Annotated in this window: 17 protein-coding genes; 12 read left to right on the top strand and 5 right to left on the bottom strand. The window is 74.8% G+C overall.

Annotation, left to right across the window (positions count from 1 at the left end):
- The first annotated feature begins 62 nt into the window (after positions 1-62).
- The 10 genes from AC0B61_RS00625 (at position 63) to AC0B61_RS00580 (ending at position 11,472) form a co-directional block, all read left to right on the top strand.
- The gene (locus tag AC0B61_RS00625) at positions 63-920 is read left to right on the top strand and encodes an SAF domain-containing protein (protein ID WP_471738387.1); all 858 of its coding nucleotides are present in this window, start codon (positions 63-65) and stop codon (positions 918-920) included.
- Positions 920-2,281: a CpaE-like family protein gene (locus AC0B61_RS00620; RefSeq protein ID WP_471738386.1), complete on the top strand. Its 1,362-nt coding sequence runs from the start codon at positions 920-922 to the stop codon at positions 2,279-2,281. Before AC0B61_RS00625 ends, AC0B61_RS00620 begins: the two co-directional genes overlap by 1 nt.
- Positions 2,271-3,890 (top strand): CpaF family protein, encoded by a 1,620-nt coding sequence (locus tag AC0B61_RS00615; protein ID WP_471738385.1) that lies wholly within the window; start codon positions 2,271-2,273, stop codon positions 3,888-3,890. Before AC0B61_RS00620 ends, AC0B61_RS00615 begins: the two co-directional genes overlap by 11 nt.
- On the top strand, positions 3,890-4,852 hold the full coding sequence (locus tag AC0B61_RS00610; protein WP_471738384.1) for a type II secretion system F family protein: 963 nt from the start codon (positions 3,890-3,892) through the stop codon (positions 4,850-4,852). Before AC0B61_RS00615 ends, AC0B61_RS00610 begins: the two co-directional genes overlap by 1 nt.
- On the top strand, positions 4,849-5,727 hold the full coding sequence (locus AC0B61_RS00605) for a hypothetical protein (RefSeq protein WP_471738383.1): 879 nt from the start codon (positions 4,849-4,851) through the stop codon (positions 5,725-5,727). The genes AC0B61_RS00610 and AC0B61_RS00605 overlap by 4 nt, the downstream gene beginning before the upstream one ends.
- 109 nt (positions 5,728-5,836) lie before the next feature.
- On the top strand, positions 5,837-6,127 hold the full coding sequence (locus AC0B61_RS00600) for a hypothetical protein (RefSeq protein WP_471738382.1): 291 nt from the start codon (positions 5,837-5,839) through the stop codon (positions 6,125-6,127).
- Between the two features lie 38 nt (positions 6,128-6,165).
- A complete protein-coding gene (locus tag AC0B61_RS00595) occupies positions 6,166-6,540 on the top strand; it encodes a TadE/TadG family type IV pilus assembly protein (RefSeq protein WP_471738381.1) in 375 nt (124 codons plus the stop codon).
- The gene (locus AC0B61_RS00590) at positions 6,537-7,004 is read left to right on the top strand and encodes a TadE/TadG family type IV pilus assembly protein (protein ID WP_471738380.1); all 468 of its coding nucleotides are present in this window, start codon (positions 6,537-6,539) and stop codon (positions 7,002-7,004) included. Before AC0B61_RS00595 ends, AC0B61_RS00590 begins: the two co-directional genes overlap by 4 nt.
- Positions 7,005-7,171: 167 nt before the next feature.
- On the top strand, positions 7,172-7,618 hold the full coding sequence (locus AC0B61_RS00585; RefSeq protein WP_471738379.1) for a hypothetical protein: 447 nt from the start codon (positions 7,172-7,174) through the stop codon (positions 7,616-7,618).
- Positions 7,618-11,472 (top strand): LysM peptidoglycan-binding domain-containing protein, encoded by a 3,855-nt coding sequence (locus tag AC0B61_RS00580; RefSeq protein ID WP_471738378.1) that lies wholly within the window; start codon positions 7,618-7,620, stop codon positions 11,470-11,472. Before AC0B61_RS00585 ends, AC0B61_RS00580 begins: the two co-directional genes overlap by 1 nt.
- A gap of 167 nt (positions 11,473-11,639) precedes the next feature.
- Here AC0B61_RS00580 and AC0B61_RS00575 read toward each other — a convergent pair whose 3' ends face one another.
- A complete protein-coding gene (locus AC0B61_RS00575) occupies positions 11,640-12,149 on the bottom strand; it encodes an HAD domain-containing protein (protein WP_471738377.1) in 510 nt (169 codons plus the stop codon).
- A gap of 406 nt (positions 12,150-12,555) precedes the next feature.
- Between AC0B61_RS00575 and AC0B61_RS00570 the strand changes: the two genes are divergently transcribed.
- Positions 12,556-14,718, top strand: a complete 2,163-nt coding sequence (locus AC0B61_RS00570) for a hypothetical protein (protein WP_471738376.1) — start codon at positions 12,556-12,558, stop codon at positions 14,716-14,718.
- A 143-nt stretch (positions 14,719-14,861) separates the two neighbouring features.
- Here the strand turns inward: AC0B61_RS00570 and AC0B61_RS00565 are convergent, their stop codons facing one another.
- The 4 genes from AC0B61_RS00565 to AC0B61_RS00550 all read right to left on the bottom strand — a co-directional run bounded on the left by AC0B61_RS00565 (position 14,862) and on the right by AC0B61_RS00550 (position 19,848).
- On the bottom strand, positions 14,862-16,232 hold the full coding sequence (locus AC0B61_RS00565) for a S53 family peptidase (protein WP_471738375.1): 1,371 nt from the start codon (positions 16,230-16,232) through the stop codon (positions 14,862-14,864).
- Between the two features lie 304 nt (positions 16,233-16,536).
- Complete coding sequence (gene fabG, locus AC0B61_RS00560) at positions 16,537-17,295, bottom strand: 3-oxoacyl-ACP reductase FabG (protein ID WP_471738374.1); 759 nt, start codon at positions 17,293-17,295, stop codon at positions 16,537-16,539.
- Between the two features lie 144 nt (positions 17,296-17,439).
- Positions 17,440-18,639 carry a thiolase family protein gene (locus tag AC0B61_RS00555; protein ID WP_471738373.1) on the bottom strand — a complete coding sequence of 400 codons (1,200 nt, stop codon included), beginning with the start codon at positions 18,637-18,639 and terminating at the stop codon, positions 17,440-17,442.
- A gap of 45 nt (positions 18,640-18,684) precedes the next feature.
- Complete coding sequence (locus tag AC0B61_RS00550) at positions 18,685-19,848, bottom strand: acyl-CoA dehydrogenase family protein (RefSeq protein ID WP_471738372.1); 1,164 nt, start codon at positions 19,846-19,848, stop codon at positions 18,685-18,687.
- 147 nt (positions 19,849-19,995) lie between these two features.
- On the opposite strand from AC0B61_RS00550, the gene AC0B61_RS00545 reads away from it, so the two are divergent.
- Positions 19,996-20,640, top strand: a complete 645-nt coding sequence (locus AC0B61_RS00545) for a TetR/AcrR family transcriptional regulator (RefSeq protein WP_471738371.1) — start codon at positions 19,996-19,998, stop codon at positions 20,638-20,640.
- Positions 20,641-20,645 lie beyond the last annotated feature (5 nt).

The raw sequence follows: 20,645 nt of genomic DNA, 5'->3' as shown, positions 1-20,645 counted from the left end.
CCCGCCGCGACGGCGATCCGACACTGACGGTCCAGAGACGAACGAGGGAAAGGCGGAACCCGGTGGAGAACCGTACATTCGCGACGCCGGGATCCGGCACACCCGCGGGCGCCGGCGCGTCCGTGGCGCTCCCGGAACAGCCGGAGCAGGGCGGCGCCGCGGGCAAGGGCCACGGGCGGACGCCGCCGCACGTGCCCGGGCGGACCATGCGGGCGAGGCGGCGGCGCCCGGCGGTGCTGGCGATGGCGGTCGCGCTGATCGCGGCCGGCGGCCTGGGCGGGGCCGTCCTCTACAACAGCACCGGCCAGCGGGTCGCGGTGCTTGCGCTCGCCCGGGACGTGCCGTGGGGGCAGGTGATCACCGAGGACGACCTGGTGGTGGCCCGGATCGCGGGCGACCCGGCGCTGCACCCGCTGTCCGCCCAGGACCGGACGAAGGCGGTCGGCATGCGCGCCGCCACCGACCTCAAGCGCGGCGCCATGCTCACCGGCGCCGACCTGGCCCAGGGCCTCACCGTGCAGCCCGGGCAGATCGTGGTCGGCGTGTCGGCCAAGCGCAGCCAGCTGCCCGCCAGCCGGCTCCAGCCCGGGGTGCAACTGGTCGTGGTCTACACGCCCGACAACGGCCGGGCCGACTCGCTGCCCGCGACGGCGATCACCGTCGGCCGGCTGGACACCGACGGCAGCCAGGTGATCGACGTCGCGGTCGGCACGGCGGACGGGCCCCGGCTGGCGCAGTGGGTGGCGAGCGGGCGGATCCAGGTGCTGCTGGCGCCGCGTGGCGCCTCGACCGGAGCCTCCACCGGGGGCGCGGGCGGCGGTGCGGCGTCGAGCCCCGCGCCGAGCGGCACGCCGTCCGCCGGTGCGCCGTCCGGCGGCGCGGGCGCGCCCGGGTCGCCCGCCGCGACGGGAGGCGCCTGATGGCGGTGATCGCGGTGGTCGGCGGGCCGGGCGCGCCCGGCGCGACCACGGCCGCGCTGGCACTGCTGCTGGCCTGGCCGCTCCAGCCCGGCCGGCGGATCCTACTGGTCGAGGCCGACCCGGACGGCGGCGCGGTGCTCGCCGGCGCCCTGGAGGGCCGGGTCGAGGCGGTGTACGGGCTGCGCAACCTGGCCGTCGCCGACCGGCGCGGGCTGCTCGCCCAGACCATCTGGGAACAGCTGATCGACCTGTCGCCCGACGGCGAGGCCCAGCGCCTCCTGCTGCCCGGGCTGACCGACCCCACCCAGGCCCCCGGCCTCGCCTACACCTGGGAGCCGCTCGCCGAACTGCTGCACGGCATCGAACAGCAGGGCTACGACGTCATCGTGGACCTCGGCCGCTCCGGCGCCACCGGCGCGAGCGCCGTGCTCGCCCGCCGGGCGGACGTGGTGGCCGCGACCGTCCGGACGACGCTGCGCGGGCTGAGCTCCGTCCGGCCCCGGCTCTCCGCCCTCGCCGAGGACCTGGCCTCCGCCGGCACCGGGGCGGACGCGCTCGGGCTGCTGCTGGTCGCCGAGGGTCCGTACGCGCGGGCGGAGGTGGCCCGCGAACTCGGGCTGCCGGTCCTCGGGGTGCTGCCGTACGCCACCCGGACCGCGAAGGTGCTCTCCGACGGCGGTGACACCACCGACCGGCGGTTCGTCCGCTCCGAGCTGATGCGGACGGCGCGGTCCGCGGCGGACGAGGTGCAGCTGCTGGTCCGCCGCAGGCGGCAGCGGCTCGCGCCGACCGCCGAACCGGGCGCGGCCCCGGCCGAGTTGGCGGCGGCGGGTCCGGTGGGGGTGGGGCCGGTGGTGCCTTCTCCGGTGGGGACTGGTCCGGTGCAGGCCCAGCCGATGCCGATGCCGGTGCCGCCGCCGATGCCGACGCCGACCACGTACGGCCAGGCCGCGTACGGTCAGACCGGGTACGGCCAGCCCGGGGCCGCGCAGCCGGCGTACGGGCAGTACCCGCACGGGCAGAACGCCTACGGCGCGGCCGCGTACGGGCAGGGCGGATACGCCCAGCCGCCGTACGGCCAGGCCGCCGCCGAGGCCGAGCCGCCGTCGTACAGCCCGCCGCAGTCGGTCCCGCCGGTGATCACCACCGGTCCGGTGGCGCCGCTCGCCGGGCTGGCCCCCCAGCCGGCCGCGCCGGCGCCGTTCCCGGAGCACGTGCAGTCGCCGCAGCAGGCCGAGCGCGGTGATCGGAGCGGTCCCGACGACCAGAACCAGATCCAGCAGGCAGCGGTGACGAATGGTCAGGCCAAGGTGAACGGGCAGTACCCGCCCAACCCCGGGGAGGTGCTCCGTGCGCGGTAGCCCCCTGCACCAGCGCCCTGTGGCCGACCCGGCCGCGCTGCCCTGGGCCGCGCCGACGCCGACGCAGGCTTCGCCCGCCGCGCACACGACCGGCCCGGTCGCGCCGCCCCAGGCGTACCAGCCGGGACCGGTGGCGCCGCAGCCCGTGGCCGCCGGTCCGGTCACGCCCACAGCCGTTCCCTCGCAGCTGCCCTCGCTGGACGTGCGGGGGGCCGCGACCAGGCCGGCCGTCGACCCGCAGGTCGCCCGCGAGCTCAAGCGCCAGGTCGCGGCCGAACTGCACCAGCAGATCACCCGGTTGACCGCCACCTCCGGATCCGAGCCGGACCGCGCCACCCGCCGCCAGCGCGGCCGGGCGCTGATCGAGGAGGCCGTCGCCCGCTGGTCCGACGCCTACGCGCAGACCCACGGCATCCCGCCCACCCGGGAGCAGGACCGCGCCCTCGCCGAGGCCGTCTTCGACCTGCTCTTCCGGGCCGGCCGGCTCCAGCCCTACCTGGACGACCCGGAGATCGAGAACATCCTGATCAACGGCTGTGACGACGTCTGGGTCTCCAAGGTGCACCAACCCCTGCGCCAGGTACCGCCGGTGGCCGACACCGACGCCGAACTCGTCGAGCTGCTCCAGGACTTGGCCCGCCAGCACGGTGGCGGCGAGCGCAGCCTGTCCACCGCCAGCCCGACGCTCGCGCTGCGCCTGGAGGGCGGCATGCGCCTGCAGGCGCTCACCGAGGTGACGCCCCGCCCGTACGTGGCGATCCGCCGTCACCGGGTGGCCTCCGCGACACTGCCCGAGATGGTCGAACTCGGCACCCTGGACGGCACATTGGCGGCCTTCCTGGCGGCGGCGATCCGGGCCCGGAAGAACGTGATGATCACCGGCACCCAGGGCGTCGGCAAGACCAGCCTGCTGCGCGCGATGGCCGCCGAGATCCCGCCGGACGAGCGGATCGGCACCCTGGAGTCGGAGTTCGAGCTCTGGCTGCACACCCTCGGCCACCTGCGCCAGGTCGTCCCGATGGAGGCCCGCGAGGGCAACGGCGAACGCGTCGAGGGCCGCCTGGCCGGGGAGTTGACGATCGGCGACCTGATCCCCGCCGCGCTGCGGATGACGCTGTCGCGGATCATCGTCGGCGAGGTCCGCTCCGGTGAGGTCGTCCCGATGCTGCGGGTCATGACCAACGGCGAGGGCGGCTCGATGTGCACCCTGCACGCCCGCGGCCCGCACATGGTGGTCGACCGCATCGCCGAACTCTGCCTGGAATACGGCTCGCACATGACCGACTCACTCGCCTACCGGCTCACCGCCAACGCCCTGGACCTCATCGTGCACGTCACCATGGTCGACGAGACCGCCGTCGGCGGCCGCCGGCACCGCTTCGTCTCCCACGTCCTGGAGGTCACCGGCCTCGGCGAGAGCGGCCGGCCCGCGCTGAACACCGTCTTCGGCCCCCGGCCGGACCTCGGCGAGCCGCGGGCCGTCCCGCACACCCCGCCGCAGTGCCTGGACGACCTGCGCCGGGCCGGCTTCGACGCCGCCCTGCTCGACTCCCGGTACGGGAGTTGGGCCACCCCGCTGCAGCTGCGGATCGGGGGTGGCGCGCGGTGATGCTGCTGTTCGCCCTGTGCGGGCTGGCGGTCGCGGGCGGCCTGGTCGCCCTGGTGGCCTGGGCCCGCGGCAGCGAGCCCGGCGACGAGGACGCGCAGGCGCGGCCCAACCCGCTGGCCGGGCGCGCGCACGTGTTCTGGTACGGCGCCCCCGGATCGGCCGCGCCGCGGATGGTGCGGCTGCGCCGCGTCCAACTGCCGCTCGCACTCGTCGGCGCGCCGCTGGCCTGGCTGTTCACCGGCATCCCGCTGACCGCGCTGCTGGTGCCGCTGGCCGTCTTCGGCCTGCCCTGGCTGTTCGACACCACCCGACCGGACACCCACCGGATCGAGCGGCTCGAAGCGCTGTCCGAGTGGACCCAGCGCATCGCCGACGTGCTGCTGCTCGGCGTCGGCCTCAACCAGGCCATCGTCACCAGCCGCCGCACCGCACCCGCCGCCCTGGAGGACGAGATCGGCGAACTGGCCGCCCGGCTCCAGGCCCGCTGGCGGCCCGAGGAGGCGCTGCGCGCCTTCGCGGACAGCCTCTCCGACGCCACCGCCGACAAGGTGCTCGCCGCGCTCGTGCTGCGCGCCGGGGACAGCGGCCCCGGCCTGGCCCGCACCCTGGCCGACATGGCCGACTCGGTGCGCGAGGAGGTCCGCCAGCGCCGCACCATCGAGGCCGACCGGGCCAAGCACCGGACCACCATCCGCTGGCTGGTCGGCATCATCGTGCTGGTCGTCACGGTCGGCTCCTTCAACACCGAGTACACCCGCCCGTACGGGACCTTCCTCGGCCAGCTGGTCCTCGCCGTGGTCGCCGCCCTGTTCGTGGCGATCATCGCGTGGATGCGGGCGCTGGCCTCCCACCCGCCGGTACCCCGGCTGCTGACGCCGGACCGGCGCAGCCGCGGCGGGCGGCGGACGGGCGCCGGGGTGCGCGAGCAGGCGCCCGCCGAGCAGGTCGGGGAGGTCCGGTGATCTCCCCCTGGTCCGTGCTGGCCGGCGCCGTCGCGGCCGGCGGCGTCGCCCTGCTGGTCGCCGAACTGCGGCCCGCGCCCCCCGACCTGCGCCAGGCGCTGGACCGGCTGCACGCCGTCCCCGCCGACCGTGTGCAGGACCCGGACGAGCGGCCGCGCTGGTACGACCGGATCGGCGAACGGTCCGTCCACCTTCGCGGCGTCTCCGTACCGCGCCGCGAGCTCTCCCTGATCGGCCGCACCCCGGCCCGGTTCATGGTGCACAAGCTGCTGTTCGCCGCGCTCGGCCTGATGCTGCCCGCCTACCTGGGCGCGATGGCCGTGCTGATGGACGTCGGCCTGCCCTTCGCCCTGCCGCTGGTCGCCGGGCCGCTGCTGGCCGGCCTGCTCTGGTTCGTCCCGGACGCCATCGTGCGCGGCGAGGCCAAGGAGGCGCGCGCCGAGTACCTGCACGGCATCGCCGCCTACCTGGAACTCGTCGCGCTGGAGCGGGCCGCCGACTGCGGCCCCGCCGAGGCGCTGCGCCGGGCCGCCTCGGTCGGCCGGGGCACGGTGTTCCGGCGGATCCGCGACGCGTTGGAGCGCGCGGCCACCGACCGCCTCCCGCCGTGGGCCGGACTCGACGCGCTGGCCGAGGAGTTGGGGCTGAGCCCGCTGCAGGACGTGGCCGACATCATGCGGCTGTCCGGCAACGACGGCGCCGCCGTGTACGACACCCTGCGCGCCCGCGCCAAGGGCTTGCGCGGAGAACTCCTCGCCGAGGACCTCGCCCGGGCCAACGCCGACAGCGAGCGGATGGTCGCGCCGGGGGCCGCCCTGACCCTGTTGATGACGGTCCTGATCGTCTTCCCCGCACTGCATCAGATGCTCAACTGACGCCTTCTGACAGGCCGGTTGATACCACAGCACGCCACGCCACAGCATGCCGCACCTCACCACATTCACATTGCCACAGTCACATTGCCACAGCCCCCGGGAGACCCCGATGACCGTACGACTCGCCCAGCTGGCCGGCCGGGTGCTGCGACCCGCCCTGCTGCCGGTGCAGTTCGCGCTGCTGCTGTTCACGCTGCGGCTCGGCCGGCTGCGCGCCGCCCGTGCGCGCGGCGACCGCGGCGCGATCAGCATCGAACTGGCCCTCGCCATCATCGCGTTGGTCTTCGTCGCGGGCGCCGTCGCGACCGCGCTGTACCTGCTCAAGGACAAGGTCGTCCAGAAGGTCGAGCAGGACCCGAACCTGCCGGGCGGCGCGGGCGCGGGCGGCGCCACCAAGTGATGCGCCGCCCTCTCCGCCGCAGGGACGACCGGGGGTCGATGAGCGTCAGCCTCGCCATCGTCTTCCCGGTCGTCCTGCTGCTCCTGCTGCTCGTCGTCCAGGCCTCGCTGTGGTGGTACGACCGGCAGGTCGCGCTCACCGCCGCCCGCGAGGGCGTCGACGCCGGACGGGTCCAGGGGAACGCGACGGACGAGGTGAAGAACGAGGCGGCGCAGCGCCAGGCCCGGGACTTCCTCGACCGGCAGGGCGCGCACGGCTACTCGGTGAGGACGGACGGCAGCACACCCGTGACCATCCGGGTCACCGTGGAGCTGACGCCTCCGCTGCTGATACCCGGGCTCCGCGCCCCCGGCATCACCCAGTTCGCCGAGGCGCCGCGCGAGCGCTTCGTCCCGCCGGCGGTGAAGCCGTGAGACCGGGATCGCCCTCGGTGGCGCTGCGCCGGTGGCGGCTGCGCAGGCGGGACCGGGGCGGGATCGCGATCGAGGCGGCGATCGTCGTCCCGCCCGTGGTCGGCCTGGTCCTGCTGGCCATCGCCGCCGGACGGGTGCAGACCACGGCGGCCACGGTCGAGGCCGCCGCCCGCGCCGGCGCCCGTACGGCCACGCTGCAGCGCGACCCGGGCGCGATGAGCCAGCCGGCCAGGGACTCCGCCTTCGCGACGCTGCGCCAGCAGGGCGTCTCCTGCCGCGACGGGGACGTCCGGGTCGAGAAGGGGACGCTGAGCCTGCCCGGCGGCCCGGTCGCGACCGTGAAGGTCACGGTGGTCTGCGACGTCGAACTCGCCGACCTGCTCGGCGGGCCGGCCGGCCTGCCCGTGACGAAGCACCTCGTCGGTGAGTTCACCTCGGTGGTGGACCGTTACCGGGGCACCTGACGGCGCGCGCCGCCGCCACGGGCAAGGCGAAGCCGGGGGATTGGAGGCGGCCCGCGCGGGGGAGACGCAAGCGGAGAGCGCGCGGGGGATGACACAGCGGTACCGAGGGGCGCCCGGTGGGGGCCGGTGGGGAGAACAGCGTGCGGATTGGGGGGGAGGGAATGCGGATGCTGAGCCGTCTGCGGCGACGGGCCGCGCATCGGTCCGACCGGGGCGCGGTGGCCCTCTTCGTGGCGATCTGCGCGGCGTACGTCGTGCTCGTCATCGCCCTGGTGATCGACGCGGGCGGCAGGCTTCGGGTCGCCGAGCGCACCGACGCCTACGCCCTGGAGGCCGCGCGGGTCGGCGGACAGCAGCTCGACCAGGCGGAGCTGCTGAAGGGCAAGGGGTTCAAGGCCCAGCAGCGGTACGCCCAGGACGCCGCCGACGCCTACCTCGGCCTGTACGGGCTGAAATCCGCGAGCGTCGACTTCTCCGATGACGGCAGGGTCGTCATCGTCACCGTGCAGGCCGACTTCCACCCGGCCCTGCTGGGCGCCCTCGGAAACCGGAAGGTAACGGGCAAGGGCAGTGCGACCCTCGTCCACGGAGTCGAGAAAGCGGAGACCGACTGATGGCCGCGCCACGTGCCAAGGACCAGGCCCGGACTGCCCGGGACCGTACCGGCCGGGACCACGCCGACCGGGACCGCACCGACCGGGACCGCACCGCGGGGCGCCGGTCTGCCGCCCCGGCGCACCGACCGCCGCGCGGCGGCCGCGGCGGCGCCCTGATCACCGCGCTCGCCGCGCTGGCCACCCTGGCCGTCCTCCTGCTGGGCGTCCCCGCGCTGCTGCTCTACGGCACGCAGGCGGTCGCCGGGATGGGCGAGGTCGCGCCGGGCGGCATCGGAGACGCGCTGACCAGCCAGGACGACGGGCAGCTGTTCCTGTGGGCACTGGTGGTGGTCGGCTGGCTCGCCTGGGCCTGCTTCGCGTTCTCCGTCCTGCTGGAGATCCCGGCCCAACTGCGCGGCCGGGTCGCCCGCAGGATCCCGGCCTTCGGCTGGAGCCAGCGGCTCGCCGCCGGGCTGGTCGGCTCGGTGCTCGCACTGCTGCCGGTCGCCGGATCGGCCTTCGCGGCCGTCCCCGAACTGGCCCACAGCCCGTCCGTCCAGGCGCAGTTGACCCCGGGCGTGCAGCGCGCCGCGCTGCCCGCCGCCCAGTCCGCGCCCGCCCTGACGCCCGCCGCCGAGCAGCAGCCCACGTACACCGTGCGGGACAGTCGGCCCGCCGACAGCCTGTGGTCCATCGCCGAGCGCCAACTGGGCTCGGGCGAACGGTGGGTGGAGATCGCCAAGCTCAACGACGGCCGGGTGATGGAGGATTCGGGCATCCGCTTCGACGCCGACCGGCCGATCCAGCCCGGCTGGGACCTGCTGATGCCGGCGGACGCAAAGCCGGACGAGGCGAAGGGCTCGACACCCGCTCCGGCCCCGGCACCCCCGGCGGACGCGGCCCAGGGAGCACCGGGAGCGACGCAGGCGACGCCGCCGTCGAGCCCGCAGGCGAACCCGCAGACGACGCCGCAGTCCGGGGTCGAGCCGGGTGGCGCGGGCGGGCAGCACACCGTCACCGTCCAGGCCGGGGACAGCCTGTCGGTCATCGCCCAACGGGAGTTGGGGGACGGCGAGGAGTGGCCGAAGCTGTTCGAGGCGAACAAGGGGGTACGGGCGCCGGACGGCGAGCAGCTGACGAACCCGGACGTGGTGGTGCCCGGGATGGTGCTCACGGTGCCGGGTGCGGCTGCCACACCCGCGCCTGCCCAGGCTCCCGCGCCCGCGCCCGCGCCCGCGCCCGCTCCGGCACCGGAACCGGCACCTGCGCCCGCTCCTGTGCCGTCGGAGGGGCAGGCGCCCGCGCCGGCCGCCCAGGCGCCCGCCACTCAGGCCCCGGCGCCCGCCCCCGCCGCGCACGCCGATCCGGCCCCCAGCGACGACTACACCGTCGCCCTCACGGCCTCCACCGTCGGAGTCCTGCTCGCCGCCATCATGGTCGGCACCGTCGCCCACAAGCGCGGCACCCAGCAGCGTGCCCGCCGTCCCCGGCACCGCATCGCGATGCCGGGCGTCCGGGCCGCCGCCTTCGAGAACGAGCTGATGGCCCGGCAGGACCAGGACGGCCTCGAACTCCTGGACCGCGCCCTGCGCACCCTGGCCCGGAACACCGTGCGCGGCGGCAAGCGCCTGCCCGCCATCGTCGCCGCTCGGATCACCCCCGGCCACACCGTCGAACTGCACCTGTCCGGCCCGGCCACCCCGATCGCGCCGTTCCGCGCCGCGCACGCCGCCAACGTGTGGTGGTGCAGCGCCGACTCCGGCGACATGCTCAGCGCCGCCCAGGCCCGGAAGACCGCCGCGCCCTACCCCGCGCTGGTCACCCTCGGCACCTCGCCCGACGGCTCGGTGGTCCTCGCCGACCTGGAGGCCGTCCGGCTGCTCCACCTCTCCGGCCACCCCGACGACGCCCGCGACGTCCTGCGCACGCTCGCCATCGAGCTCGCCCACAGCCCGCTCGCCGACCGGCTCCACCTGCACCTCGTCGACCTCGCCGAGGAGGTGCCGATCAGCGGCCCGGCCGCCGAACGCGTCCACCGGCACGCCACCCTGGAGGCCGCGCTCGCCGCCCTCGGACCGCGCACCGCCAAGGCCCGCGCCACCCTGGTCGCCGCCGAGGCCGCCAGCCCGCGCGACGCCCGCAGCCGCGGCCGCGCCGACGAGGCCTGGACGCCGGAGATCGTGCTCTGCGCCCAGCAGCCCGGCGGCGACATCCCGGCCGAGCTCGGCCGACTGCTCGACGCCCGCCCGCGCACCTGCGTCGCCGTCATCACCCGCGCCCCCGAGCGCGGCACCGGTCCGGTCGCCCGCTGGACCCTGCCGACCAGCGGCCAAGCCGCCATCCCCGGCCTGCACCTCACCGTCGAGCTGCAGCGGCTCAGCGGACCCCAGTACGACCAGGTCGCCGAACTGCTCCGGGCCGCCGACGACACCACCCAGCACCCGGCCCCGGCCTGGACCCTCGACGGACCGGAGGACACCGACACCACCGAACTACCCCTCGCCGTACCGGTGCTGGCCGCCGTCGGGGCGTCGGGCCATGCGGACGAGGGCGGGGCGGGAACCGCCGCCGGCCCCCGGCTGCCGGCGCGGGCCATCGGCACCGGCGCCAGCCCCTTCGCGGGCACCGACCCGGCGACGCCGGCTCCGGTCCCGGCCGGCCCGGCGCGGTTCGCCGTCAACGGGCAGGGGCGGCAGGCGGCGGCTGAAGAGACCACCCGGGACCTGCGGCGGCCGAGCGTGCCGGAGGAGGCCGGGGAGGGCCCTGAAGGGGGCGGCGGCGATGCGGCGGCCGAGACGGCCGCTGAGGCGCCGGAGGCCCTGGCGGCGCCCGCTGGGGCGGTCGTCCTCTCCGTCCAGCCGGTCGTACCGCGGCCGGCCGAGTCGGAGGAGTGCTCGCCGGGGGAGGGTCCTGCGGAATCAGGTGCGCAGGAGCCCGTCGAAACCCGCGTCGCCCCCGCGCCCGCCGTGGAGCCCGGCCCCGCCGCCGTCGCCCCGGTCGCCCCGGCCGCGCCGGTCGCCACGGCCACGCCGGTCGCCCTGAGCACGTCCGGCCGCAGCGACAGCGACGACCTGCTCGGCATCCTCCGCTCGCCCGAGGCGCACGCTCCCCGCAACGCCCCCCGGATCCGGCTGCTCGGCCCGGTGGATGTCGCCGGCGTCCTCGGCAGCGCCGAACCCGGCGCGCTGCCCCGGCTCACCGAGCTCGCCGTCTACCTCGCGCTGCGCCCCGGCTCCGACCACCACGCCCTCGACCACGACCTGCACCCGGGCGCCGCGCACCTCGACCCGCACCCCACCACGGCCGACGCCAGGAGCCCGCTGCCCGGCAAACTCGCCGACCTGGCCGACTGGTTCGGCACCTCGCCCGAGGGCCTCGCCTTCCTGCCCACCGAAGGCACCGAGGGCTACTCCTTCGCCCCGACGGTCACCTGCGACTGGGACGAGTTCCGCAGCCTCTACCGGCGCGGCATGCGCAGCACCAGTGCCACCGCTGACGCCGCTCTCGCCCACGCGCTGGCCCTGGTCCGGGGCGCCCCGTTCGCCGAGGCCCCGCCCGCGTCGTTCGGCTGGGCCGAGGCGGAGCGCCAGGACATGATCGCGGCGATCGTCGACACCGCCCACGAACTGGCCGCCCGCCGCCTCCAGTACGGCGACCACCGCAGCGCCGAGGCCGCCGTCTTCCGTGGCCTCGCCGTCGCCCCGGACGTCGAACTCCTGCACCGCGACCTGTTCTACGCCTATGCCTCGGCGGGCGCCCGGGACCAGCTCCTGCGCGCCGTCAACCGCCTGGACGCGCTCAGCCGCCGTACCGGCCGAGACCTCGACGCCGACACGGTCGCCCTGCTGAGGGACCTGCTCGCCGGGTCCTGAGGGCGGCGCGGCCGGCCGGGATCGGCAAGTCGTTCCAAGGGCCTGGGCGGTGCGCTGGTCGATCGCAGTCGGCTGGGCGGCCTTGGGTCGGTCGTGCGGCCAGGTCGCGCGGGCCGGTGGTCGGCGCCCGTGCCGCTCGGTGCCGTAACCGATCGGGTGGTTCGTTCTCAGGTGGCGCGCAGCCAGGCGGCCAGGGTGGTGAAGTCCGCTTCGGTGAGGCCGCGTTGGGGGTCGACCCGGTGGAGGAGGGCGCGGGCCGGGGAGTGGGCCGCTACCCACCGGCGGTCCGCCTCGGTGATCTCGTCGTCGATCCAGGCGAACGGGCGACCGGCGGCCCACGCGACCAGTGTGCGGGTCTTCCAGTGCACCCCGGCCGGACCGATCTCCTCGTTCACCGGCCACTCCACGACGGGCAGTTGCGGTAGGCCGAGCCATGGCGCGAGGCACGCGTTGGCGTCGTCCAGCCAGGTCGTCGCCCACACCAGGTCGCACGGCAGGCTGAGCAGGCGCGGCCCCCAGGACGGGTCGGCGCGGGCCAGCAACGGATTGCCGCCGGGGAGCGAGCCGACGCCGTACGGGCCGCGGTGGGTGGGGTAGCCGCCCGGGGGAGGGGCCCCGAAGGGGATGAGCGGGCCGTCCACGTCGAGGAACAGCAGGGGACGGCCGGGAACGGTCATGACCGCACGATAGTGGGCATCGCGGGTGGCGTGGCGTGCCGATCGGAGACCCGGCCTGGATAGGGCGCGCCGGGATCTCGTAGGGTGGCGCGCACGGAGTGTGGTGGCAAGCACCACGCAGGCAAGGGCATCAGACGCCGCGGGAGCGGCGGGGCGGGGCGGTGACCAGGAGATGGCGGAGACCACAGCGGGTGCCGGAGGTCCCGACCCGGCAGCGGATTCGGGCCCCTGGGATGCCGTACCGCCACCCCCGCGCCTCCCGTCCGAGGAGCACCCGCCCGGGCCCGCCGCGCTCTACGAGCCGCCGCCTGTGGCCCCGGCCGTGCCCGCTCCGGCTCCAGTTCCAGTTCCGGCTCCGGAGCCTGCGGCTGCCCCTGCGGACGCCCCGACGACTCCTCCGGCGTTCGTGTCGGCCGCCGCGCCGCCGTCCGGCCCTCAGCCGGTCGGGCACCAGCCTGCGCAGACGCCCACGCAGCCGCCCGCGCCCCCGGTCGCGCCGCCCGCGGCGCCCACCGGATGGACCCTCACCGGCCTTCCCACGGCAGGCCTGGCAGGCCTGGCAGGCCCGGCTACGCCGCCGCCGTTCCCGGCCGCCGGCGGGCTGCCGGGCGCCGCCGTCGCCGGTCCGGGCGGGCTCGGTGCCGCGCCGCGCGGACGGATCCTGGTGATCGAGGGCGGGTACGGCAACTCCGGCCGCCGTACCTGGGGCCGGGGCGGCCCGACCCAGGCGCCGGTGCTCTCGGCCATGCTCGCCGCCGTCTCACCGCAGGTGCTGCTCGCCGCCGACGCGGTGGACGCCGTCCACCTCCCCGGCGCCAGCGACCCGCACACCGTCCTGGCCCACCTGCGCGCCGCCTCCCGGCACCCCGGGCCGCTGCTGGTGCACGTGGGCGGCCACGTGGTCGCCGACAAGCGCGGCGGCCAGCTCCAGCTGACCCTGCGCGACGCCAAGCAGGACGGTCTGGCCTGGCAGGCCATCGCCGCCGAGCTGAACCACCGCCCGGCCGAGTGGCAGACCCTTGTCATCGCCGACCTGAGCGCCGACCAGAACGCCTGGCCGTACCTCCAGGGCACCGTCTCGCCGCTCAGCGAGGGCATCCCGCTGTGGGCGGTCGTCAGCCCGGACCCGGAGCAGATCGGCACCTTCACCCGCGCCCTGATCGAGGCGCTGCACGGCGGCCGCCCCGGCGCGGGCGAGGTGCTCGCACCCGAACAACTGCGCCAGCAGGTCTACTCGGTGCTGCGGCCGGACGTGGTCATCCTGGCCACGCACGCACCGGACCGCCCGTTCTTCCGCAACACCGCCCGGCGCGGCGACGCCCCGGCGGCCGAGATGCCGCCGGTGATGGACGCGGTGCCGATCCTGGACCCCACGCGGTTTCCGCCGCCCGCGGCGCCGGTGCTGCCGCGCCCGACGCAGCCCATGGACGACATCGCCGCCCGACCGGCGACTGCCCCTCCTGCTGCGGCCGCTCCGGCGGCCGGCGGCGGCCCGGTCAGCCTGGTCAAGCCGGGCGTGCCGCCGACCCCGCCACGCCCGGCCCGCCCGGTCAGCCTGCTGAAGGCGGGCGAGGCCGCCGTGGAACCGGGCGTCACCCTGCGCAAGGCAGCCCCGGCCGAGGCCGCGCCTGAGGACGTCGCGGACACGGTCATCGCGCCTGAGACTGCAGAGCCCGAGACCGTAGGGCTCGAGGACAGCAAGCCCCCGGTGGGAGTCACGCTCCGCAAGGCCGGCGGGACGAAGGCCGAGGACGTCGTCGTCGAGGACGAACTCCCGCACGCGGAGTTCGCGGCGGCTGGGGACGTCGTGGACGCAGCCGAGGCCGCAGCGCCGTCGGAGGTCGCCGAGGAGCCCCAGGACGCCGCTCCGGCCGATGCCGAGCCGACGGACGAGGTGGCCGCCGACGCCGTCCCCACGGACGTCGTGCCTGCCGAGGACGCGTCTGCTGACGGTCCATCCGCCGATGCTGTGCCGCAGGACGAAGTGCCTGCCGACGAGGTCGCCGCCGACGACAGCGCGGCCGACGCGCCGCCCGCCCCGACGGAGGCTGCCGCGGAGACCCCTGCCGAAGCGTCCGCCGAACCGCCCGCCGAACCGCCCACCGAAGCGTCCACCGAGCCGGAGGCCGGCCGGCCCCGCCCGGACTACCGCGAGGTCATCGGACGGATCGTCCGCAGCGCCGACGCCGGGGACCACGCCGCCGCCACCGACCTGGCGTTCGCCCTCGAACTGGAGGCGATCGCCGAGCACGGAGCCGTTTCCGAACCGGTCCTCCAGGTACGGCAGGTCCGGGCGCACGTGTGCCGGCTGGCGGGTCGCCCGGCCGAGGCCGCGGACATCTACCGCGAGGTGGCCCTGACGCTGCTCCGCTCGCAGGGCCCGGACCACCCGGAGACCCAGCAGGCGGCCACCAACGCCGAGGCCTGCTGGCGCTCGATCACCGATCGGGCGGAGGCCCTCCGCATCGCCCCGGAGATCATCGAGCTGCGCGCCTACCTCCCGGGCCCGGAGGGTCGCAAGCTTCGCGCTGCCGAGCGCTACCTGGCCCAACTGGCCGCCACCGGCTGACAGATGCCGACAGGCGGATAGCCGAAGACCGAAGACCGAAGACCGAAGAGCGAAGACAGAAACCAGGAAACAGAAAACAGCGGACAGATAACAGATTTCGAAATCTGTTATCTGTCCGCTGTCATTTGTCAGCCGTTACGCGGTCACCGACCGGCGATCGCGTGCACGAACTTGGAGGCGTCGATGGTGCCCAGACCGCTGGAGAGGTCGTAGCCCGAGGCGGCGTTGTAGCCGGTGACACCGCCCCAGCCGTTGTCGCCGTCCTTCACGTCCACGATGCCGCTCCACTGGCTCGGGAGCAGGCTCAGGCCGTACAGGCGCCAGTTGAGCTGGCCGAGACGGTGGCCGGCGAGCTGGTCGGCGAGGGCGACGACACCCGAGAAGATCGGGGTGGCCTCGCTGGTGCCGCCGGTGAGGTGCCAGCCGACCGCGGTCGGGTCGTAGGACTCGTAGGTCCAGGCCCCGCCGTCGACCGCCGCGCTCATGCTGATGTCGGGCGTGCCGCGGTGGTTGCCGGTGACGTTGGCGACGCCGGCCTGGTACCACGGCCGCTCGAAGATGCCGGAGACGCCGCCGCCGCCGGCGCCGGACTGGTCGTGCCACACCTTGTCGGCCGAGGTGCGCTTGCCGGAGTCGTCCAGGGTGAGCTGGGTGCCGCCGATGGAGGTGACCAGCGGGTCCGAGGACGGCCAGGAGTTGACCTTGTACGGGTAGAGGTCGGTGCCGTTCTCCTTCGCGTCGGTGGCGCCGTTGTCGCCGGACGCGGCGAGCACCGTCACGTTGCGGTCGGCGGCGGCCTGGAAGGCGTAGCGCAGGTCGGTCAGCGACTTGAAGTCGCCCTTGTCGTACCCCGGGAAGGTGTTCTCGGTGGCGCCGAAGCTCTGCGAGATGACGTCGCCGCGGCCGGACTTGATGAGGGCCTTCTCGGCGTCCATCATCTCGGGCAGGCCGGTGGTGCCCTCGGTCTCGGCGACGCCGGTCTCGACCAGGACGATGTGCGCGTCGGGGGCGACCGCGTGGGCGTACTCGACGTCCAGGGTGGTCTCGCCGGCCCAGCCGGTGTGGTCGGGGTTCTTCGGGTCGAAGACGGGGACGTTGCCCCACTTGACCACCTCGACGTTGGTGTCCGGGATGCCCCACTGCTTGTCGAAGACCTCCAGGTCGTGCTGGATGGTCGGCGAGCCGAAGGAGTCGACGATGACGATCGTGCGTCCCTTGCCGGTGATCCCCTGGTCGTACAGCGGGTTCAGGTTGTAGGCCGCGCGGTACTGCAGCGGCGAGTAGCAGTGGAGGCCGATCTGGCTGACGCACTGGGTGGTGGTCAGCGGGGTGGGGCGCGCCTGGGCGAGGTGGTGCCCGAAGGAGGCGGGGCGGACGTGGACGCCCGTGAGGTCGTGCGAGGGGGCGGCGGTCGCGGCGCCGGCGGTCGGCACGGCGATGGTGCCGGCGGTCAGGGCGGTGGCTCCGACGGCGAGCAGAGCCAGGGCGCGGCGGAGGGGAGCGGGGCTGCCCATGGGACTCCTTGGGACGCAGGGCCCGACCTGGTTCGGTCGGGTCGGTTGGGCCATCCCATCGAGTGCCACATGATCATGCCATAGTCATTTGGTGGGGTCATGCGATCAAGGTCATGGTCATGCTCGGCCACGAGAAAAGGTAAAGGCCGTCCCAGGCGAAGGTAACCTCGCACCTGGGACGGCCTCCTGATGGCACGTCAGTGATATTCAATGAATATCAAGCGTATCTACTGGGTGTCGGTCGGTTCAACCATGACGACCGGAAATATCGGAGTACCGGTCCGGCACTGGCACCAGTACGGGACTACCGGGCCCCGCCGTTGACGTACAGTGTCTGCCCGCTGACGTACGACGCATCCTCGCTCGCCAGGAAGACGACCACCGAGGCCACCTCCTCCGGCTGTCCGACCCGGCGCAGCGGCGTCCGGGCGGCGACCTCGGTCTGGTGGTCCTCGGCGGTGCTGCCGACCCGCTCGGCGGTGGCCGCGGTCATCGGGGTGGCGATGTATCCGGGGGCGACGGCGTTGACATTGATGTTGAACGGGCCGAGCTCGATCGCCAGGGTCGCGGTGAGGCCCTGGATACCGGCCTTGGCGGCCGCGTAGTTGGCCTGCCCCCGGTTGCCGAGGGCGGAGCGCGAGCTGAGCGAGACGATCTTCCCGTACTTCTGCGCCACCATGTACTTCTGCGCGACGTGGCTGCAGTTGTACGCACTGGTCAGGTTGACCGTCAGCACCGCGTCCCAGTCGGATTTGGGCATCTTGAAGAACAGGTTGTCCCGGGTGATCCCGGCGTTGTTGACCAGGATGTGCAGCCCGCCGAGGTCCGCCGCGACCTGGGCGAACACCGCCTCGACGGCGTCGTAGTCGGCCACGTCGCAGCCGTACGCCCGGGCGGTGCCGCCCTTGGCGGTGATCTCGGCGACCGTCCCGGCCGCCCGCTCGGCGCTGAGGTCGACCACGGCGACCGCCGCGCCCTCCTCGGCCAGCAGACGGGCGGTGGCCGCCCCGATGCCCTGTGCCGCGCCGGTCACCACGGCGACCTTTCCCGCGAAACGCGTCATGCGAACTCCTTGAAGAAAAGTGGAGACGGCTGACAGATGACAGATTTCATCATCTGTCATCTGTCATCTGTTGCCCTGTTGCCCTGTTGCCCTGTTGCTCTGCTGCCTGTTGCCCGCCGCCGGCCGGCTGCCCGCTACCCGCTGTCAGGCGTTCTCGACCAGCACGGCCGTACCCTGCCCGACGCCCACACACATGGTGGCCAGGCCGCGCCGGGCGCCGGTGCGGCGCATCCGGTGCAGCAGGGTGGTGAGGATGCGGGCGCCCGAGCCGCCCAGCGGGTGGCCGAGGGCGATCGCCCCGCCGCTGGGGTTGACCAGCTCGTCGGCCTGGTCCGGGTCGAACCCGATGCCGTCGGCGGAGGCCAGCGCCTGGGCGGCGAAGGCCTCGTTCAGCTCCGCGGTGTCCAGGTCCGCGAGCGACCAGCCCGCCCGCCCGAGCACCTTCGCGGTGGCCGGCACCGGCCCGATGCCCATGACGTCGGGGTGCACCCCGGCCGAGGCGCCGGCCACGTAGCGGCCGAGCGGCTGCAGGCCGAGGTCGCGCAGCGCCTCCTCGCTGACCAGGACCAGCCCGGCCGCCCCGTCGTTCATCGGCGAGGCGTTCCCGGCCGTGACGGTGCCCCCGGCGCGGAAGACGGGCTTGAGTCCGGCGAGCTTCGCCAGGCTGGTGTCCTCGCGGATGCTCTCGTCCTGGCCGACCGTCACCCCGTCCGGGCGCTCGACCGGGACCAGTTCGGCGTCGAAGTGCCCGTCCTTGCGGGCCGCGGCGGCCCGCTGGTGGCTGCGCAGCGCGAAGGCGTCCTGGCGCTCGCGGCCGATGCCGTACCGGCTCGCCACCTCCTCGGCGGTCTCGCCCATGCTGAGCACGCCGTGCAGTTCGGCCATCCGGGGGTTGGTCAGGCGCCAGCCGAGCCGGGTGTCGTAGGTCTCCATCCGGTGCGGCAGCGCCTCGTCGGGGCGGGGCAGGACGAAGGGGGCGCGGGTCATCGACTCGCAGCCGCCGGCCAGGACCACGTCGGCCTCGCCGGAGCCGATGGCCCGGGCGGCGAGGGTGACGGCCTCCAGGCCGGAGGCGCAGAGCCGGTTGACGGTGGCTCCGGGGACGGTCTCCGGCAGGCCGGCCAGCAGGACGGCCATCCGGGCGGCGTTGCGGTTGTCCTCGCCGGCCTGGTTGGCGGCGCCCCAGTAGACGTCGTCGATCCGGGCCGGGTCGAGGGCGGCTACGTCGGCGAGCAGGGCGCGCAGCACGGTGGCCGAGAGGTCGTCCGGGCGGACCGTGGCGAGCGCTCCGCGCAGCCGGCCGATGGGTGTGCGGCGGGCTGCGGCGAAGTAGACAGGACGCACGTCGTCGGGCTCCTTATCTGGTTGGGCGGGATGCTCTTATGGATGTCAGAAGGCGTTGACGCCGGTGAGGGCGCGCCCGATGAGCAGTTGGTGGATCTGGCTGGTGCCCTCGTAGAGGGTCATCACGCGGGCGTCGCGCAGGTACTTGCCGACCGGGTACTCGTCGATGAACCCGTAGCCGCCGAACACCTGCAGCGCGTTGTTGGCGGCGCGGACGGCGGCCTCGCTGGCGTAGAGCTTGGCGACGGAGGACTCGGTGGCGAACGGTAGGCCGCGTTCGATGTGGTCGGCGACCTTCCAGGTGAGCAGTCGGGCCGCCTCGACGTCCACGGCGATGCCGGCCAGCAGTTGCTGGACGAGCTGGTGGGAGGCGATCGGCCGGCCGAACTGCTCGCGCTCGCCCGCGTAGCGGACCGCGGCCTCCAGGCAGGCGCGGGCGATGCCCACGCAGCCCGCCGCGACCGACATCCGGCCCTTGGCGAGTGCGGCCATCGCGACCGTGAAGCCCTTGCCGACCTCACCGAGCCGGGCGCCGTCCGGCACCCGGACGTTGTCGAAGGCGAGTTCGGCGGTGGCCTGGCCGCGCAGGCCGAGCTTGCCGTGGATCTCGGTGCGGGTGAATCCGGGCCGGTCGGTGGGGACCAGGAAGGCGGTGATGCCCCGGTGGCCCTGCTGTTCCGGTTCGTCGCCGCCGGTGCGGGCGAAGACCAGGGCCACGTCGGCCCAGGTGCCGTTGGTGATGAACATCTTGCTGCCGCTGATCAGCCAGTCCGCGCCGTCCCGCACCGCGCGGGTGGTGAGGTTGGCGGCGTCCGAGCCGGTGCCGGGCTCGGTGAGGGCGAAGCAGGCGAGCGCCTCGCCCGAGGTGAGCCGGGGCAGCCAGTGCCGCTTCTGCTCGTCGGTGCCGAAGCCGTTGATCGACTTGCCGACCAGACCGAGTGAGACCGAGACGATTCCGCGCACGGCCGAGTCGCCGCGCCCGAGCTCCTCCAGCACCAGGCAGTAGGCGAGGTGGTCGCCGCCGCTGCCGCCGTACTCCTCGGGGATGGTCAGGCCGAGGAAGCCGACCTTCGCGAGCTTGCCGACGATCGCGCGGTCGACGGACTCGACGCGGTCCCACTCGGCGGCGTACGGCACGATCTCGCGGTCGGTGAAGGAGGCGGCGAGGTCCCGGACGGCGCTCTGCTCCTCGGACAATTCCAGGTTCACGGCGGCTCTCCCGACTCGGGCCCGTTAAACTAGCGCTGCAAGTTTTATGCAGGGACTGTAGCTCCGGCCGGGCCGCGCTGGGAAGAGGCACCTGCCAGAATCGGTCCCCACCGCACCCGACCGGAGGAACCGGAGGAAGTCGCCGAGATGGCCCGTCCACGTACCCCGCTGCTCAGCCGCGAGCGCATCGTCGCCGCCGCTCTGCGGCTGATCGACGACGAGGGGCTGGACACCCTCTCCACCCGTCGCCTCGCCACGGAGCTGTCGGTCAGCGGGCCCTCGCTCTACAACCACTTCGCCACCAAGGACGAGCTGCTGGACGCGGTGGTGGACAGCGTCATCGGCGAAGTCGACCTGTCGATGTTCGGGGTGGCGGGTGCCCCGTGGCCCGAGGCGCTGTGCGACTGGGCCCGCTCCTACCGCGCCGCACTGGCCGCCCACCCCAACATCGTCCCGGTGCTCGCCCAGGGCCCGGGGCGGCGGCCGAACGCGCTGCGCCTGGCCGACGCGGTCTTCGGTCACCTGGTCGAGGCCGGGTGGCCGCGCGGCCAGGCGACCAGGATCGGCGCGCTGATGCGCTACTTCGTCACCGGCTCCGCGCTGGCGTCCTTCGCGGCCGGCTTCCCGGCGGACGCCGAGGTCTACGACGCGGCCGACTACCCCCACCTCGGCGAGGCGCACCGGCTGGCCGGGCACCGCGGGGCGGTCGACGAGGGCGCCTTCGAGACCGGCCTGGAGGCGCTGCTCGACGGGCTCGTCCTGCGTTTCGCCCGCCTCCCCGAGCGGGCCTGATGCCG

This window comes from Kitasatospora sp. NPDC023385, assembly GCF_055664045.1.
Note: the sequence above shows the minus strand (reverse complement) of the source record. Positions and strands in the feature narration are given on the sequence as shown.